The organism is Pseudomonas brenneri (assembly GCF_007858285.1).
In the GTDB taxonomy this organism is placed as follows: domain Bacteria; phylum Pseudomonadota; class Gammaproteobacteria; order Pseudomonadales; family Pseudomonadaceae; genus Aquipseudomonas; species Aquipseudomonas brenneri.
On sequence record NZ_VFIL01000005.1, the window covers coordinates 257,033 to 272,971 of the forward strand.

The window sequence follows — 15,939 nt, forward strand, 5'->3', positions numbered from 1 at the left end:
ATGGATACTTTTGGCTATTTGGGCCAGGGTTTCGGCGTCGCGCTGAGCCCCTATAACCTGGTGACCGCACTGTGCGGCACCCTGATCGGCACCGTGGTCGGCCTGTTGCCGGGCCTGGGCCCGATCAACGGCGTGGCCCTGTTGATCCCCATTGCATTTGCCCTGGGCCTGCCGCCGGAATCGGCGCTGATCCTGCTGGCAGCAGTGTACCTGGGCTGCGAATACGGCGGCCGGATCAGCTCGATCCTGCTGAACATCCCGGGCGAAGCCTCCACCGTGATGACCACCCTCGACGGCTACCCGATGGCCCGCAAAGGCATGGCCGGCGTGGCGTTGTCGCTGTCTGCCTGGAGTTCGTTCATCGGTGCGTTTATCGCCACCTGCGGCATGGTGCTGTTCGCCCCACTGCTGGCCAAATGGGCGATTGCCTTCGGCCCGGCGGAATATTTCGTACTGATGGTGTTTGCGATTGTCTGCCTGGGCGGCATGGCCGGTGACAAGCCGCTGAAAACCTTTGTCTCGGCGTTGATCGGCCTGTTCCTTGCCTGCGTGGGCATCGATGCCAACAGCGGTGTATACCGTTTTACCGGCGACAATATTCACCTGACCGACGGCATCCAGTTCGTGGTCCTGGTGCTGGGCCTGTTCTCCATCAGTGAGATCCTCCTGCTCCTGGAAAAAACCCACCGTGGCCAGGAAGCAGTGAAAGCCACCGGGCGCATGATGTTCAACGTCAAGGAAGCCCTGTCGGTGTTGACCGTGAACCTGCGGTGCGGTGTGTCGGGCTTCATCATCGGCGTACTGCCAGGTGCCGGTGCGACCATGGCCTCGGCCGTGGCCTACATGACCGAAAAACGTATCGCAGGCGCCAGCGGCAAATTCGGCCAGGGTGACATGCGCGGCCTGGCCGCCCCGGAAACCGCCATCGGCGCTTCCGTCTGCGGCGCCATGGTGCCGATGCTGACCCTCGGCGTTCCAGGTTCGGGCACCACGGCGGTGATGATCGGCGCACTGTCGCTGTACAACATCACGCCAGGCCCGCTGCTGTTCCAACAGCAACCGGACATCGTCTGGGGCCTGATCGCTTCGTTGTTTATCGCCAACATCATGCTGGTGATCCTCAACATCCCGATGATCCGCATCTTCACCCGCATCCTCGCGGTGCCGAACTGGGCACTGGTGCCGGTGATCGCAATCATCACTGCGATTGGCGTCTACGCCGTACACGCCACCACCTTCGATCTGTTCCTGATGATCGCCATCGGCATCTTCGGCTACATCCTGCGCAAGTTGGACTTCCCGCTGTCGCCACTGCTGCTGGGCTTTATCCTCGGTGGCTTGATGGAGCAGAACCTGCGTCGTGCGTTGTCGATTTCCAATGGTGCACTGGAAATCCTGTGGTCCAGCCCGATCACCTTCGGCGTCTGGGTACTGACCGCCATCATGCTGCTCGTGCCATTGCTGCGCATCTGGCGCAAGCGCTCCCTGCAGCGTCGTGCCGTAGCCGATGTCTGAGGTCACCCTTAGACATTGGTGGGCAACACCGCTGGTCGGCCTGGCCGGCGGTTACCTGGCCAGCCTCGTCGGCTGGCCTTTGCCGTATATGGTCGGCTCGTTGCTGGCGATCATCCTGGTGCGCTGTCTAACGCCTTGGCAGTTGGCTGAGATTCCCGGCGGGCGCAAATGCGGCCAGTGGGTAGTGGGCATCGGCATTGGCCTGCACTTCACCCCAGTGGTGATCGAGCAGGTGATGAGCCACTTTGGCCTGATCTTCTTCGGCGCGCTGGTGACCAGCCTGTCGAGCATTGTCGGTGTGTGGTTGATGCGCCGCAGCGGTGAAGACCGCGCCACCGCGTTTTTCTCAAGCATGCCGGGCGGGTCCGGGGAGATGGTCAACCTGGGCGCGCGCAATGGCGCGGTGCTCAGCCGCGTGGCGGCGGGCCAGAGTCTGCGGGTGTTGCTGGTGGTGCTGTGCGTGCCAGCGATCTTCAAGTACTTGCTGGGGGGTGGCGCACCGCAGTTTCATCCGGCACCCGTCAATTGGGCCTGGCTGGCCTTGTTGTTTCCCGTCGGCGCGCTAGTCGCCTGGGGCTGGCAGCGCCTGCGTCAACCCAACCCCTGGCTGTTCGGGCCGCTGCTGGTCAGTGCCATTGCCAGCATCACCTGGGACTTGCACATCGGTTTACCTGACGGCGGCAGCCAGATTGGCCAGTGGCTGATCGGCAGTGGCCTGGGTTGCCACTTCAACCGGCAGTTCTTCCGCCGGGCGCCAGCCTTCATGGCCCGCACCTTGATCGGCACAGTGCTGACCATGTTGATCGCCACCCTGGCGGCGGTGGGCTTGAGTGCGTTGACGCAGTTGGATCTGCGTTCGCTGACGCTGGGCATGATGCCCGGAGGGATTGCCGAGATGAGTTTGACGGCGGAGACCCTGCAACTGTCGGTGCCGTTAGTGACGGCGATGCAGGTGATGCGGTTGCTGTTTGTGTTGTTCCTGGCGGAGCCGTTGTTTCGCCACTGGAACCGCCAGCCGGACACCGTCTAAAACCTGGCACAACTCTAATGTGGGAGCGGGCTTGCTCCCACATTTTTTGTGTTGGGCCTTAGATGGGCGGCAACCGCCACTCGATCGGCGTCTCGCCATTCTGCTCAAGAAACTTGTTGGTCCGGCTGAAGTGCCCGCAGCCCAAAAACCCGCGATACGCCGACAATGGCGACGGATGCACCGAGGTCAGCACCAGGTGCTTGGTCGCATCGATCAGCTTCTGCTTGCCCTGGGCATGGGCGCCCCACAGCAGGAACACCAGGTGCGGCTGATGCTCGCTGACCACCTCGATCACCCGGTCAGTGAAGAACTGCCAGCCCTTGCCCGCATGGGCATTGGCATTGGCGCGCTCCACAGTCATGGTGGTGTTGAGCATCAACACGCCCTGGTCAGCCCAGCTTTGCAGGCAGCCGTGGCTGGGGATGTCGATATTGAGGTCGCGCTTGAGCTCTTTATAGATGTTGACCAACGACGGCGGCGCCGGCACGCCCGGCTGCACCGAGAAACACAGGCCGTGGGCCTGGCCCGGGCCGTGGTAGGGGTCCTGGCCGAGGATCACCACCTTCACCTTGTCCAGCGGCGTGGAGTTGAGCGCATTGAAGATCAACGGGCCCGGCGGGTAGATTTCCTTGCCCGCCGCATGCTCCTGGCGCAGGAACTCGCGCAGCGCGGTCATGTACGGCTGCTCGAACTCCTCGCGCAGGGCGTGTTTCCAGCTCGGTTCGAGTTTGATACGGTCGTCGGAAGTCATCAGAAACACATCATGTAAAAAGAATGGGCGAACCCTAGGAAAGCCCACCCCACTTGTCAATTGATCTGACGCATAACCGGCACTTTCCCACGAAGGGATCATACTCAACGTTCAATTTACCGATTGAGGTCATGATGAATCTGCACTTCGAAGAGCTCACTGGCACAGACGGCGCCCGTATCGGCATCGCCAGCCTGGACGCGGAAAAGTCTCTCAATGCCCTCTCTCTCCCGATGATCCTGGCCCTGAGCGAACGCCTGGACAGTTGGGCCAGGGATCCGCAAATCGTCTGCGTGCTGCTGCGTGGTAACGGCACCAAGGCGTTTTGCGCCGGCGGTGAAGTGCGCAGCCTGGCCCAGGCGTGCCGTGAGCACCCAGGTGAAGTGCCCGCCCTGGCCGCGCAGTTTTTTGCCGCCGAGTACCGCCTGGACTACCACCTGCACACCTACCCCAAGCCGCTGATTTGCTGGGGTCATGGCTATGTGCTGGGCGGTGGCATGGGGTTGCTGCAGAGCGCCGCCATCCGCATCGTCACACCGAGCAGCCGCCTGGCCATGCCGGAAATCAGCATCGGCTTGTACCCGGATGTCGGCGCCAGTTGGTTCCTCTCGCGCCTGCCCGGCAAGCTCGGCCTGTTCCTCGGCCTTACCGGCGCCCATATGAATGGTCGCGACGCCCTGGACCTGGGCCTGGCCGACCGTTTCCTGCTGGATGAACAACAGGACGAAATGCTCGAAGGCCTGCTGCAACTCAATTGGCAGGAACAGACGGCGATGCAGCTCAACAGTCTGTTCAAGGCCCTGGCCCAGGAAGCCGCCAGCCAGCAACCCGAAGCACAATGGCTACCGCGACGCCAACCAATCGACGAATGGCTGGATGTGGGCGATGTGCGCTGCGCCTGGCGCGCCTTGAGCCAACTGCGTGAGCATAGCGACCCGCTGTTCAGCCGGGCTGGCAGGACCCTGAGCGAGGGCTGCCCGCTGACCGCGCACCTGGTGTGGGAACAGATCCGACGGGCACGGCACCTGTCTCTGTCGCAGGTTTTCCAGATGGAGTACACCTTGAGCCTCAATTGCTGTCGGCATCCGGAGTTCAGTGAAGGGGTTCGGGCACGCCTGATCGACAAGGATCAGCAGCCGCACTGGCATTGGCCGGATATCAACCGCGTTCCCGAAGCCGTGGTCGAGGCGCACTTTCACAAGGCTTGGGAAGGACGGCATCCGCTGGCAGATCTCTCTGATTTATGACAGACGTGAGTCAACCGGCGGGCCAGGATTTTGGGGGGACGAGGGTGAACGAACAGTTGTCGGGCTGGCTGTCCGTACACACGTAGATTTCCTGGTCAAAAGGCCCGTGGGCCAGCACCCAATGGGTGGAGTCGGTCAGTGACATGCTGGCCAGGGGCTCGGGTGCCTGGAACCTGAGGTTGACCCACTGGTTGTTGGCTGCTTTGTAGGAGCAGTACTCCAAATGGCCTCGCTTGCGCTCCCCGTCCTCGGCAGGGATGAAGACCGCGCCGACAAACGTGTCCAAAAAGCCTGGAAACTCGACCTTGGGGCTTTTCCAATAGCCATTGTCACTTTGAAAATGGTCGGCCTTGCGCTTGATCGACGAGGGGTATGGGCAACCGAACTCTACGCTGGCGTGAGCGAGTGGGAAAAGCCCGAAGATAAAAACGATAAGCATCCGGCTAATCATGTGTCATTCCGTTGAGCTACTGAGCAATTGCCACTCAGTAGAGTCCTAGAAAGGCACTTAATATAGCTGTTAAATATGACAGCCTGGACAGACGGTCTACCACAAAAAAACGGCGCATTACGCGCCGTTTCAAGGAAAAGCTGATTTAACGGTGCCCGCCATGACCTGAGCCATGATCGCCACCCCGGCCATGTCCCCTATAGCCCCGGTGATCACCCCAGCCCTGATTGGGATATGGCCGGTAGCCTGCCCTTGGCCCGGCCTGATAGTAACGGGGTGCCGGCTGGTAATAACGCGGCGCCGGGTAATACCGTGGTGGCGGTGCGTAATAGCCGCGCCGGTACTGGTAAGACGGGCCGCCACCGTAGTAATAGACCGGCGCGGGCGTGGTATAGACTTCGGATCGATAGTAGCTGGAGCCTCCACCGTAATAAGGCACGCAGGCAGAAAGGGTCAAGCCGAGCACAGCTGTGATGAGCAATCGACGATACATGGCGGCCTCCTGGACCGCGGAAGAGCACACACCAGCGACGCTGGGAGGCGCCAGACAGCTTTCACTGACTGACAAAGGATCAGACCTCAAAAACCGAATCTGGTGCGACCCCGACATAGATTGATACATCTGTGGCGCAATAAATCGCCCAGGTCTGTATCGTGCCAGGAACACCGGTTTTCACCGGAACCTCGACTGAATGACGCCTGAACCGACCGATGACCACTCCCACACTTTGCCCGGCCTGTGGCGCCCGCAACGACTGCACCCTGGCCGACCCACGTACCGTCGACCAGGCCTGCTGGTGCTACAGCGTCAGTATCGACCCGGCGGTGCTTGAAGCGTTGCCCGAGGCACTGCGCAACAAGGCTTGCCTGTGCCCACGCTGTGCCCAGGTCGATGAGCAATTGCGCAGGGCCCAGCCGTAATGCGCGTCGACCGCTTCCTCAGCAACCTGCCCCGCTTCAATCGCCAGCAAGTGCGCCTGCTGCTGGTGGAACGGCGGGTCAAGGTCGACGGCCAAGTGGTCAGCGACCCGCATCATGAGGTGCGCGAATTCAGCCACGTCATGGTGGACAACGACGTCCTGCAAGCAGGGAAACCGGCACGCTACTTTATGCTGCACAAGCCTCAGGGCTGTGTCAGCGCCACCTCGGACCCGCAGCACCGTACCGTCCTTGACCTGCTGGATGAACCGGACAAGGGCGACCTGCATATCGCCGGCCGCCTGGACTTCAACACCACCGGCCTGCTGCTGATCACCAATGACGGTCAGTGGTCGCGGCGCCTGACCCAGCCCCTGACCAAACTGCCCAAGGTCTACTATGTCGAGACCGCGCAGGAGATCGGCCCGCAGTACGCGACAACTTTTGCGCAAGGTCTGTATTTCGCTTTCGAAAACCTCACCACGCAACCGGCAGAGCTGGTAGTCCTTGGCCCCAGAACGGCGCGCCTGGGCATCATTGAAGGGCGTTATCACCAGGTCAAGCGCATGTTCGGGCACTTCGATAACAAAGTGACGCGCCTGCATCGCGAACGCATGGGGCCGCTGGCGCTGGATGAACACCTGGCGCCCGGCCAATATCGACCGCTGACCGAGGCTGAAATCCGTCAGATATGACCGTTCAGCCGATGACCAGCAAAACTTTTGGGTGAAACTTGCGACCTGGCCCGCCTCCTGCTTGAATCAAAACGCCAGCCGCCATCTGACTGGTGAGTCACCCAACCGTCCAAGAAACACATTGCCTGCCCGCACTGCTTGACGTGTGGGCCTTACAGGCAAGTTGCCCGCCATAACAACACCCGTCGGCCAGCTTCAACGGACCGACATGGGCCTCCCTTCCAGGCGTATGCCTACCTGTCACAAAGCTCGTGCAGAGTGATCTGCGCGCACCACCCGCTTGCCAGGAGTCTTATGACATGAGGCCAGAAATCGCTGTGCTGGATATACAGGGTCAGTATCGGGTTTACACGGAGTTCTATCGCGCGGACGCTGCTCAAAAGACCATCATCCTGGTTAACGGCTCCATGGCCACCACTGCGTCTTTCGCCCAGACCGTGAAAAGCCTGTACCCGCAATTCAATGTGGTTTTGTACGACCAGCCCTACGCCGGTCGCTCCAAAGCCCACAACCGCCATGAACAAATGCTGACGAAGGACATTGAAGGCCAGATCCTCCTGGAACTCATCGACCACTTCGCCGCCGAGCATGTGCTGTCCTTTTCCTGGGGCGGCGTCGCCACCCTCGTCGCCTTGTCCCAGCGGCCGCGGCGCGTGGAGAAAGCCGTGATCAGCTCATTCTCCCCAGTGATCAATACGCCCATGCGCGACTACCTGGAACGCGGTGTCGACTACCTCGGCAACCTCGACCGCCACAGCGTTGGGAATCTGGTCAACAGCACCATCGGCAAACACCTGCCGCCGCTGTTCAAGCGCTTCAACTATCGGCATGTCAGCACTTTGGCCGAACATGAATACGGGCAGATGCACTACCACATCAGCCAGGTCCTCAATAGCGACCGCCAGTGCTACCTCAAGGCCGCACGGCAGATCGCCATTCCAGTACTGTTCTTGAATGGCGAGTGGGACGAATACACCAGCGCCGAGGATGCCCGGATATTTGGGCAACATGTGGCAAACAGCAGCTTTGGCACCATCCAGGCCACCGGGCACTTCCTGGACATGGAGCACAAGGCCGCGTGCAATGACAGTCGGCAGGCATTGATGAGCTTTTTGAAACCGGAACAGTCAGTGAGTCGACTGCGGTATCAGCAGGGGCAGACCCTGCACGCACTTGCGATTTGAAAGCGAACCCTGGGTGGGCACGATGCACAAAGACTGCCCAGGGTTGCCTGAAAAATTCGGCTGACGCTCGCAACTTGCACATTTCCCAAAGAAAAACTTCAAATTGCCGCGCACATCTGGTACAAAGTCAGCCGCTTTGAGCGGGTATAGTTTAGTGGCAAAACGAAAGCTTCCCAAGCTTTAGTTGAGGGTTCGATTCCCTCTACCCGCTCCACTTCTGCTTTTCCCTCGTTTTTCCGTATCATCCCCCACGTTTCAACATCAGCGACCAGCCCAGTAAAAACGGGGCTTTCAGCGACCCAACACGTTCCCTCGCATTCCGCCGTTTGTTTTTTCAGCCTGGAATTTCTTGTATAGCGGTTTGTATAGTGGAGTTAGATCGAACCACGCTATACAAATGCCATGAAACGCTCCGATATCAAGTGCCTGCCCTTGGCCGATACGGTGCTGCGGTACAAGAAGCCCAATGGGAAATGGGGCAGTCTGCGGGTTTGGCGGTCAGTCGGGATGTTGCTACATCCGGGCTAACCGCTCTCCTTACATTTCGTACCCATCTCTCGAAGGTACAAATCCCACCACAGAAAAAATCCGAATCAGAATGAGTGTGGACACCGTACTGGCTAAAGGATAGCGTCCAGCTCCGATATTCAATCAGACCATCTGTGAGGGATCACATGGAGCTACTGCTCATCATTGCTGCCGCTTGCATCCTTGCGCTTTTGATTCTTCGATTCAAAGCCGCAAAGATTATTGCCAAGCTGACAGGAGACCTGCGTCAACGGGAAGAAGTGATCGCCCGGCAGCAGCAGGAAAACCTCGATCTGCTAAGTCGAGTCGCAGCCCTGTCAAAGTATCAAACTATTATCGATGCCGAAGAATGGGCCAAGAAACTCATTTCCGAAGCAGAGCTCGAATTGGCAAAAGCCAAACAAGACGCCGCCCTGGAACGCCAAAGCGCCAATCTCTCTGCAAAAACCAGAATCGAGCAGTCCGAAGAAAAGCTGGAGCAAGCCAGGTTGGCTGCTGAACGTATTATCGAGTTGGCCAACAAGCGAGCCGAAGAAATTGCAGGCGAAGCCTATGCAGCGATGAACCGTGCCAAGGAGTTTGCAGAAACCGCCAAAGCAATGAAAAACATCGTCGAGGGTTATGGTGATGCGTATATCGTACCGACCTATAACCTGCTGGATGACCTGGCTGAAGAGTTCGCCTTTACTGACGCCGGGAAAAGGCTTAAAGCTGCCCGCGATGCAACTCGCTCGATGGTCAAATCAGGCAGAGCTGCAACCTGTGATTATGCTGAAGCCAATCGAAAGGGAACCGCGATCCGTTTTGTTATCGATGCCTTCAACGGCAAAGTCGACTCGATCCTCTCAAGAAACAAAGCTGACAACCACGGCAAATTGGAACAGGAAATCCGGGATGCGTTCGCGCTGGTCAACCATAATGGTACAGCCTTCAGAAACGCTCGAATTACTGACGAATATCTTGCCTCCCGGCTTGAAGAACTCAAGTGGGCAGCCACTGCACAAGCACTGAAAGACCAGGAACGAGAAGAACAACGACAGCTGCGCGAACAAATTCGAGAAGAAGAAAAAGCGCGTCGAGAGTTTGAACGCGCAATAAAAGACGCCGCGAAAGAAGAAGAAACCATCAAAAAGGCGATGGATAAAGTTCTCCAGCAAGTCGCTACCGCCAACGATGCTCAACGTGCCGAGTACGAGGTAAAACTTCGAGAACTTGAAGCCAAACTCCAAGTTGCCGAGGAAAAGAACCAGCGTGCGCTATCCATGGCTCAGCAGACGAGAGCAGGCCATGTGTATGTGATTTCTAATATTGGATCTTTCGGTGAGGAGGTGTTCAAAATTGGCATGACCCGACGCTTGGAACCCAAGGACCGCATCCGCGAACTCGGCGATGCCAGCGTACCGTTTGAGTTTGACGTGCATGCAATGATCTTCAGTGACGATGCTCCAGGCCTTGAAAAGACCTTACATCGCCACTTCCTGCGTCGCCAGATGAACAAGGTTAATCCACGGAAAGAGTTTTTCCGCTTGGTGCTCACAGAAATTCGCGCCGAATTGGAAAACCTGGGTGTCGAAACCCATTGGACCATGGCAGCCGATGCACATGAGTTCCGGGAAACTATCCGACTTGAACAGCAGATTCTAGAAAACCCGGTCATTGCGCAGCAGTGGACGCGGCATCAGCTTGAGTTTGAACCTCAGGAAGAACTTGAGGAGGCGCAAGAGGCGGTATAGCAACACTGTCAGGTATGTCGTGGGCATAGCTTGTTGCTCGCACATAATGCTCAGCACCTTGAATTGCATAGTCGCCAGGTCAAGGATGAGTCAAAAATGCCTATTTCTTAATGGCTAACGAAGCTAAAGAACCAATAAAACCTTCCATTAGAATTAAACCAAGGATGACTTTGTGTCACAGCAAAATTTCAACGACAACATCGTAAACTGGACATTTGAAAACTACGCAACACTGGCAAGCTTGGTTAGCGGCATCGCTATCTGTTTGTTAGTTTTTTACATTTATTCACGCTCCGGCTCACTGATATTTCTACGCGATTTAATGTGGCGCTTTTTCGGAGGCTCCACAAAATTTGAAACCGAAGACTACGAAAACATACGAAAAAATCTGAGAGAAGTTGAATACTACCGATTCGAGTTCAACATACCTGCACAGAACTTGGCTGACACCAAACTCGCTGAGGAATGGATCAAGAAAAATGGCTTCTGTCATAGAGATGTTGCAAGGGTAAGAAAATATATAGACTGGAAAGACTTTAACAGCCTCACATTTAAAGAAGCTCTATTTTCTAAATATGCTCAATATATGTTTTTTGGGCTACTCTTCATTTTCTTCTTAATTATCAGCATCTCAGCACCACTTACGAACGCAAAATACCTGATGGTTTCATTGAGAGACGCTCCGGAAGCGCCATCATTTTACCTATCCGAGGGTGATGCTAAATTTAGCTTTTTCAGATCCACTCCAACGCTGACAGAAAAAGAGTGCCAGTCACCGGAATCACTTAAAGAAATTTTCAATAAAGAATTTACAGAAAAAAACATCAACATCATCTGCTCGCTCTTTGACGACAAGAAATACCGCGAGCATGTAAACAATGGGCTCAAGGGGCAACGAGGGCTTCTTCTGACGATCATCGCAACTTCGATTTTCTCCGTATTCTGTATATTAGTGCGAATATCCAGATCAAGTATTGCAAAAAAACTCCATGAAAAAATTCATCCACCCAAAAGAAAAATTTTCAAAAAATAACCCATCCAACTGAATAGCTTTGCGACTCTAACATTACACCGTTAGAGTCGTTTCACCTGATTGATCACACCACAAAACCTATCTAATGCCTTTTCTAGACTACGAGTAGGTTCATATCAGTTAAGCGCAGATCCCCTGCTTTGAGCATTGCGTTCGCTTAACTGATCGGCATTAGGCTCATGAGGCCGGTTTTTTTATGCCTGGGATTTGCCAGTAAAACCCCGTAATACCTCCGTTCTGCAGCCTCGCCCCACGCCCATACACTTCTTACACCCCTGCCGTTTTTATTGGTGGGTAGAGTGTTGATAATTTTTATTTAGTGGTTATAGTCACCACCAACACACCACAAGGAGGTGATGTGGATAGCCGATATTTAATAGGCCATATCGTTGCAGATGGCTGGTACCTGGCGCGCGTCAGGGGCAGCCATCATCATTTCAAACACCCAACCAAGCCTGGGCTGGTGACTATTCCCCATCCCAAGAAAGACCTGCTGGACAAGACCGCCAAAAGCATTTTGAAACAGGCCCTGCTCGGTTAAACCGCCCTTGGAGGACAACGAACATGCTGTATCCGATTGCAATTTCAACCGGTGACGACAACCACGCCTGGGGTGTAGAAGTCCCTGACATCCCTGGCTGTTTCTCTGCTGGTGATGATCTGGACGACGCCATGGCCATGGCACGGGAAGCCATAGAGGGTCATTTTGAGCTTCTGGCAGAAGACGGAGCACCGATTCCCAGTGCGCAAAAGGTCACCCTGCATGCGGCCAACCCGCAGTACGCCGGCTGCACCTGGGCCGTGGTCGATATCGATGTCACCAAGTACCTGGGCAAGGCGCAGAAACTCAACATCACGCTGCCTGGCTATTTGCTCAACCGTATTGATGAATACGTGCTGCATCACCCGGAAGAAAAAAGCCGCTCGGGGTTTCTCGCTTCGGCAGCGCTGAAGGTGCTGCAACAAGAGCGATAACACCACCGAATTTGACCGCAAGAAACGTAGTTCGGCCATCAGCGATGAGCGTTAAAGTGCAGGCCTGTCGGTCAATGACCCACTCAACAAGGAGCTCGCTCATGCCATGTGAATACAAACTCATGCCCTCTCCCGTCGGCCAGTTGACCCTGGTAGCCCGCAACGGCAAGCTCGCCGCGATCCTGTGGGAAACCGAGCGCGCCAACCGCGTGCGCCTGGGCGAGTTGGTGGAGGTCAACCACAGCCCGGTGCTGCTGGAAGCCGAGCGGCAGTTGAAAGAGTATTTTGCCGGCACCCGCGACCGTTTCGAGCTGGAGCTGGACTTTGATGGCACCGAGTTCCAGAAAAAAGTCTGGGGCGCGCTATTGACCATTCCCTTCGGTGAAACCCGCAGCTATAGCCAGATCGCCCAGCAGATCGGCAACCCGAAAGCCGTACGGGCGGTGGGTGCGGCCAACGGGCGCAATCCCATTTCGATCGTCGCACCCTGCCATCGGGTCATTGGTGCGTCGGGCGGGCTGACCGGGTTTGCCGGTGGGCTTGTAGCCAAGCAGTACTTGCTGACATTGGAGGATGGCGAGGCCACAAGGTCGCTGTTTTGATGGCTATTGCGCAACAGGCTGAAGCTACCGCCCGTTCACCAATGGGCCACGTACAAATGCCTGATAATCGAACAGCGCTTGAAAGCCAAACGAGCGATAAAGTAAGAACCCATCGTTCGATGCCTCAAGAAAACACGTTTGCGCACCCAGGCTCACGGCGTGCGCCAACGCGACCTGGATCAACCGAGTTGCGTAGCCTCTCCCGCGAAACTCAATGTGAGTGCCCATGTCATTGAGCCGCGCCAGCCCGTCACACATGGACAAGGTTATGGCACTCACCGGCCGCCCCTCCACTGACAGCGCAAAATGATAAAAGCCTTCGCCGCGATCAATTGCAACCTGATGCCTGGCCTGATAACGCGCAACGCCCTCGGCTGTCAGGCCAAACGCACTGCCCAGGGGAGCCGCCCAATCGTCGAGGCTCTGGGTCAAACTGATGGTATCGCTGACAGGTGTTCGGACGGCAGCGGTGAAGCTCTTCAGGTCAAGGACCATTGCGCTGGTCTGTTGCACGAAGATAAAGCCCATCGCCTGTAGGCTTTGCGCCAACTCCTCGACCTTTTCCTGATGAATCACTATCCGTACGGGCAAAACCACGCTGTGGATCAATTGCTCACAGGCGGCCATCCCACCACCCAACGGCTCACTGCCGACCCGGACAAACAACAGGTTCCATTCATTGACGACTTCGTCAGCAAAATAGGCGCTCACACAGGCGTTGAAGCTGCGGTGCAACGGGCAGGTCGCGGAAAAAAAATGGGCTTCGGTCCGGTGGTAAAGCGAATTGACGGTCGTAGGCATCGGCAAGTCCAGGCAAAAAAACCAGTCTTGCTTCAACGTCTGAGGGTCACTGTCGGCTGTTTCCGAAAGCGACAGTAGAAAGCTGCCACGGGTGATGGGAATTACGACGCAAAAAAACGGCGGCTGGAGTAGTCCAACCACCGTTTCAATACCACAGCCCTCGCAATCAACCGTCGCCGTTACGGCTCTTGCCATAGGACGAAGCCAGCGCCCGGGCTTTTTCCAGACGGGTTTCCAGTTTGGGCAGGGTTTCGTCGACCAGTGCCTTTATTTCGGGAATCTGCGACGCCGCGCCTTCCTGCTTGAACAGCGCGATGGCATCTTCGTTGGCCTTGACCTGCTGGGCCGTGTAGGCGGCGTCAAAGGAGTCGCCATCAGTCAGTTCAGGCATCAGGGTTTCGGCCTTGTCGGCGATCTGCTCGCGAGGTGCCACTGGCAAGTCGAGTTTTTTCGCAATGGCCGCCAAATGTTGATTGGCCAGGGTGCGTTCGTTGATGACCTCGATGGTGTAGTCCTTGATTTCCTGGGACGAGGTCTTGGCGTGGGCCATGCGGCTGGTTTCGATATCGGCCATGCCTTTGGCCGAGGCTTGCTCGATAAACTCGGCAGGCCCTTGGGCCAAGGCATTGCTGGCGCCGAGGCCCAGCAGCATCGCGAAAGTGGCGGTGCGTAACCGGCTAGCCATGCGGCTCATGATGGGTTCCTCCAGGTAATAAATACATGCCGGGGAAAGAACCCCGCCCTGAATCTGAATTTTCAGGGCGGCAAAGGTTTAGAAAAAACTTGTTGCCGCGACGAACGGTCGTCACAGACTCATGACGTTTTACTGCCCATCAAGCCCGGCAACGCATGCGCCAGGGCATTGATGGCGAAGCCGATAAACATCACGCCGCACAGCTTGGTGATCAACACTTCATGACGCTGATACACCGTACGCACCTGCCGGGCACCAACGATGCCGATCAGGATGGCATAGGCCACCAGACCACCGATAAAGCTCAAGACAATCAACCACGGCAGCATGGCCCAGGTCAGCAATTCGGCACGGCTGGACAGCAGCGCCGTGAAAGTGGCCACAGCCACCGGATACGCCTTGGGATTGGTCAGGCCAAACAGGATGCCATGCCAGAACGGCTGGCGCGCCGCGCCCTGGGGCGCTTCACTGCTGCGGTTGCGGGTGCGGATCGCACGGATGCCCAGCCAAAACAGGTAGAGAGCACTGAGCACACCCAGCACATCAAATGCGCTGCTGCCGATCTCCCGCGCGCCGACAATCGCGACCAGGGCGGTGCTGCACCACACCACATCGCCCAACAGGTGCCCGCACAGAAAACCTGCGCCGGCCCGGCGGCCACGGGCCGCACCAATGCCAAATACCGCCAGCACACCGGGGCCCGGCGTGATGCCATAAATAAAGCCCGAGGCAATGACGGCAAACAGCAATGATGAAGTCATGGGTTACACGCTCTGACAGAAAATAGGAGGGCCGCGTCGATTGTGCACAATCCACTCGGCACTGCAATGCTAGGCCGCGCGTTTGGCCAGCACGTCCTGCACTTGAGCGATCAGCCAGTGCAAGGCGCCATCCCCACCACGGCGTTTATGCCAGGCCAGTACAAAACCGAAAGACGGGATATGAAACGGCGGTGGCACCACCAGCAGGTGCCGGGGATCGATGTTCAGCAACCCCTGCGAAGAAACAGTAAGAATCAGATCGGTGCCCTGGATCAGCTGCGGGGCAATCCCCCAATGCGGCAGGCTGATTGCCACATGGCGCCGCTCACGGATCGCGGTCAGCGCCCGTTCGATTTCCGGGGTACCACTGCCGCGCATTTCCAGTAGCACATGGGGCCGCGCCAGGTAAGTGGGCAAGTCGAGCGCACCACCGGCAGGCAAGCTGTCGCGGTCGACCAGGCAAGCGTAGTGCTCTTCAAACAACGGCGTGCTGCGCAATTCGCCCGGCAGGTCGGGAAACACGCCGGCCGCCAGGTCGATCTCGCCACTGAGCACCCCTTCTTGCATGCCTTCGCGACTGGCATGGGTGATGGCCAGATCAATCCCCGGTGCCTGCTCACGCAGTGCCCGCACCAACCCAGGCAACAGCAGCGCCGCGCCGTAATCGGACATGGCCAGGCGAAAGGTCCGCCTGGCCGATGCCGGGTCGAAACGGTTCGGTGCCAGCAATGACTGCACCTGGGCCAGCGCATCGGCCAGTGGCGCCGCCAACTCCAGCGCGCGGGCAGTAGCGACCAGCCCCCCGCCCTGGCGCACCAGCAACGGGTCGCCGAGCAGATCTCGCAACCGCGCCAGCGCATGGCTCACCGCCGGTTGGCTCAGGTGCAGGCGCTCGGCGGCGCGGGTGACGTGTTGCTCGCTGAGCAGTGCGTCGAGGATCACCAGCAGGTTGAGGTCGATGCGCCGTAAATCATTCATAGCGTGCATATTCAGCATAAGAACTTGGAATTTAAATCTGCGC

General features: G+C 57.3%; 18 protein-coding genes and 1 tRNA gene. 12 read left to right on the top strand and 7 right to left on the bottom strand.

The genetic code is table 11. The features are described from left to right. The gene (locus tag FJD34_RS12955; protein WP_032857913.1) at positions 1–1,515 is read left to right on the top strand and encodes a tripartite tricarboxylate transporter permease; all 1,515 of its coding nucleotides are present in this window, start codon (positions 1–3) and stop codon (positions 1,513–1,515) included. After that, positions 1,508–2,545: an AbrB family transcriptional regulator gene (locus FJD34_RS12960; protein ID WP_032857914.1), complete on the top strand. Its 1,038-nt coding sequence runs from the start codon at positions 1,508–1,510 to the stop codon at positions 2,543–2,545. The genes FJD34_RS12955 and FJD34_RS12960 overlap by 8 nt, the downstream gene beginning before the upstream one ends. Positions 2,546–2,603: 58 nt before the next feature. On the opposite strand, the gene ung is transcribed toward FJD34_RS12960, so the two are convergent. Further along, positions 2,604–3,299 (bottom strand): uracil-DNA glycosylase, encoded by a 696-nt coding sequence (gene ung / locus FJD34_RS12965; protein ID WP_167360827.1) that lies wholly within the window; start codon positions 3,297–3,299, stop codon positions 2,604–2,606. 131 nt (positions 3,300–3,430) lie between these two features. Between ung and FJD34_RS12970 the strand changes: the two genes are divergently transcribed. Next, positions 3,431–4,543, top strand: coding sequence for an enoyl-CoA hydratase/isomerase family protein (locus FJD34_RS12970; RefSeq protein WP_090290626.1), 1,113 nt, complete (start codon positions 3,431–3,433; stop codon positions 4,541–4,543). 10 nt (positions 4,544–4,553) lie between these two features. Here the strand turns inward: FJD34_RS12970 and FJD34_RS12975 are convergent, their stop codons facing one another. Continuing rightward, a complete protein-coding gene (locus FJD34_RS12975; protein WP_157695971.1) occupies positions 4,554–4,982 on the bottom strand; it encodes a DUF3757 domain-containing protein in 429 nt (142 codons plus the stop codon). Positions 4,983–5,139: 157 nt separating this feature from the next. Continuing rightward, positions 5,140–5,487, bottom strand: coding sequence for a hypothetical protein (locus FJD34_RS28330; protein WP_090290624.1), 348 nt, complete (start codon positions 5,485–5,487; stop codon positions 5,140–5,142). A gap of 218 nt (positions 5,488–5,705) precedes the next feature. Here FJD34_RS28330 and FJD34_RS12985 point away from each other — a divergent pair, with 218 nt between their 5' ends. The 9 genes from FJD34_RS12985 to FJD34_RS13025 all read left to right on the top strand — a co-directional run bounded on the left by FJD34_RS12985 (position 5,706) and on the right by FJD34_RS13025 (position 12,662). After that, positions 5,706–5,915 carry a cysteine-rich CWC family protein gene (locus FJD34_RS12985; RefSeq protein WP_032857925.1) on the top strand — a complete coding sequence of 70 codons (210 nt, stop codon included), beginning with the start codon at positions 5,706–5,708 and terminating at the stop codon, positions 5,913–5,915. Then, positions 5,915–6,607 (top strand): 16S rRNA pseudouridine(516) synthase, encoded by a 693-nt coding sequence (locus tag FJD34_RS12990; protein ID WP_090290623.1) that lies wholly within the window; start codon positions 5,915–5,917, stop codon positions 6,605–6,607. The genes FJD34_RS12985 and FJD34_RS12990 overlap by 1 nt, the downstream gene beginning before the upstream one ends. A gap of 299 nt (positions 6,608–6,906) precedes the next feature. Further along, on the top strand, positions 6,907–7,791 hold the full coding sequence (locus tag FJD34_RS12995) for an alpha/beta fold hydrolase (protein WP_032857929.1): 885 nt from the start codon (positions 6,907–6,909) through the stop codon (positions 7,789–7,791). A 140-nt stretch (positions 7,792–7,931) separates the two neighbouring features. Then, positions 7,932–8,005 (top strand) — tRNA-Gly (locus FJD34_RS13000). A 460-nt stretch (positions 8,006–8,465) separates the two neighbouring features. Then, complete coding sequence (locus tag FJD34_RS13005) at positions 8,466–10,052, top strand: DUF4041 domain-containing protein (protein WP_090290622.1); 1,587 nt, start codon at positions 8,466–8,468, stop codon at positions 10,050–10,052. A gap of 172 nt (positions 10,053–10,224) precedes the next feature. Continuing rightward, on the top strand, positions 10,225–11,085 hold the full coding sequence (locus FJD34_RS13010) for a DUF6216 family protein (RefSeq protein WP_090290621.1): 861 nt from the start codon (positions 10,225–10,227) through the stop codon (positions 11,083–11,085). 358 nt (positions 11,086–11,443) lie between these two features. Then, positions 11,444–11,626, top strand: a complete 183-nt coding sequence (locus tag FJD34_RS13015; RefSeq protein ID WP_032857937.1) for a type II toxin-antitoxin system HicA family toxin — start codon at positions 11,444–11,446, stop codon at positions 11,624–11,626. 23 nt (positions 11,627–11,649) lie between these two features. After that, on the top strand, positions 11,650–12,060 hold the full coding sequence (locus tag FJD34_RS13020; RefSeq protein ID WP_032857941.1) for a type II toxin-antitoxin system HicB family antitoxin: 411 nt from the start codon (positions 11,650–11,652) through the stop codon (positions 12,058–12,060). A 101-nt stretch (positions 12,061–12,161) separates the two neighbouring features. After that, on the top strand, positions 12,162–12,662 hold the full coding sequence (locus FJD34_RS13025; RefSeq protein WP_032857942.1) for a methylated-DNA--[protein]-cysteine S-methyltransferase: 501 nt from the start codon (positions 12,162–12,164) through the stop codon (positions 12,660–12,662). Positions 12,663–12,686: 24 nt separating this feature from the next. Here the strand turns inward: FJD34_RS13025 and FJD34_RS13030 are convergent, their stop codons facing one another. The 4 genes from FJD34_RS13030 to FJD34_RS13045 form a co-directional block, all read right to left on the bottom strand. Beyond that, positions 12,687–13,658: a GNAT family N-acetyltransferase gene (locus tag FJD34_RS13030; RefSeq protein ID WP_223232740.1), complete on the bottom strand. Its 972-nt coding sequence runs from the start codon at positions 13,656–13,658 to the stop codon at positions 12,687–12,689. Continuing rightward, the gene (locus FJD34_RS13035) at positions 13,630–14,157 is read right to left on the bottom strand and encodes a DUF4142 domain-containing protein (RefSeq protein ID WP_032857945.1); all 528 of its coding nucleotides are present in this window, start codon (positions 14,155–14,157) and stop codon (positions 13,630–13,632) included. The genes FJD34_RS13030 and FJD34_RS13035 overlap by 29 nt, the downstream gene beginning before the upstream one ends. Positions 14,158–14,276: 119 nt before the next feature. Beyond that, complete coding sequence (locus FJD34_RS13040; RefSeq protein WP_032857947.1) at positions 14,277–14,918, bottom strand: LysE family translocator; 642 nt, start codon at positions 14,916–14,918, stop codon at positions 14,277–14,279. A 69-nt stretch (positions 14,919–14,987) separates the two neighbouring features. Further along, complete coding sequence (locus tag FJD34_RS13045; RefSeq protein WP_411736490.1) at positions 14,988–15,905, bottom strand: LysR family transcriptional regulator; 918 nt, start codon at positions 15,903–15,905, stop codon at positions 14,988–14,990. Between the last annotated feature and the right edge of the window lie 34 nt (positions 15,906–15,939).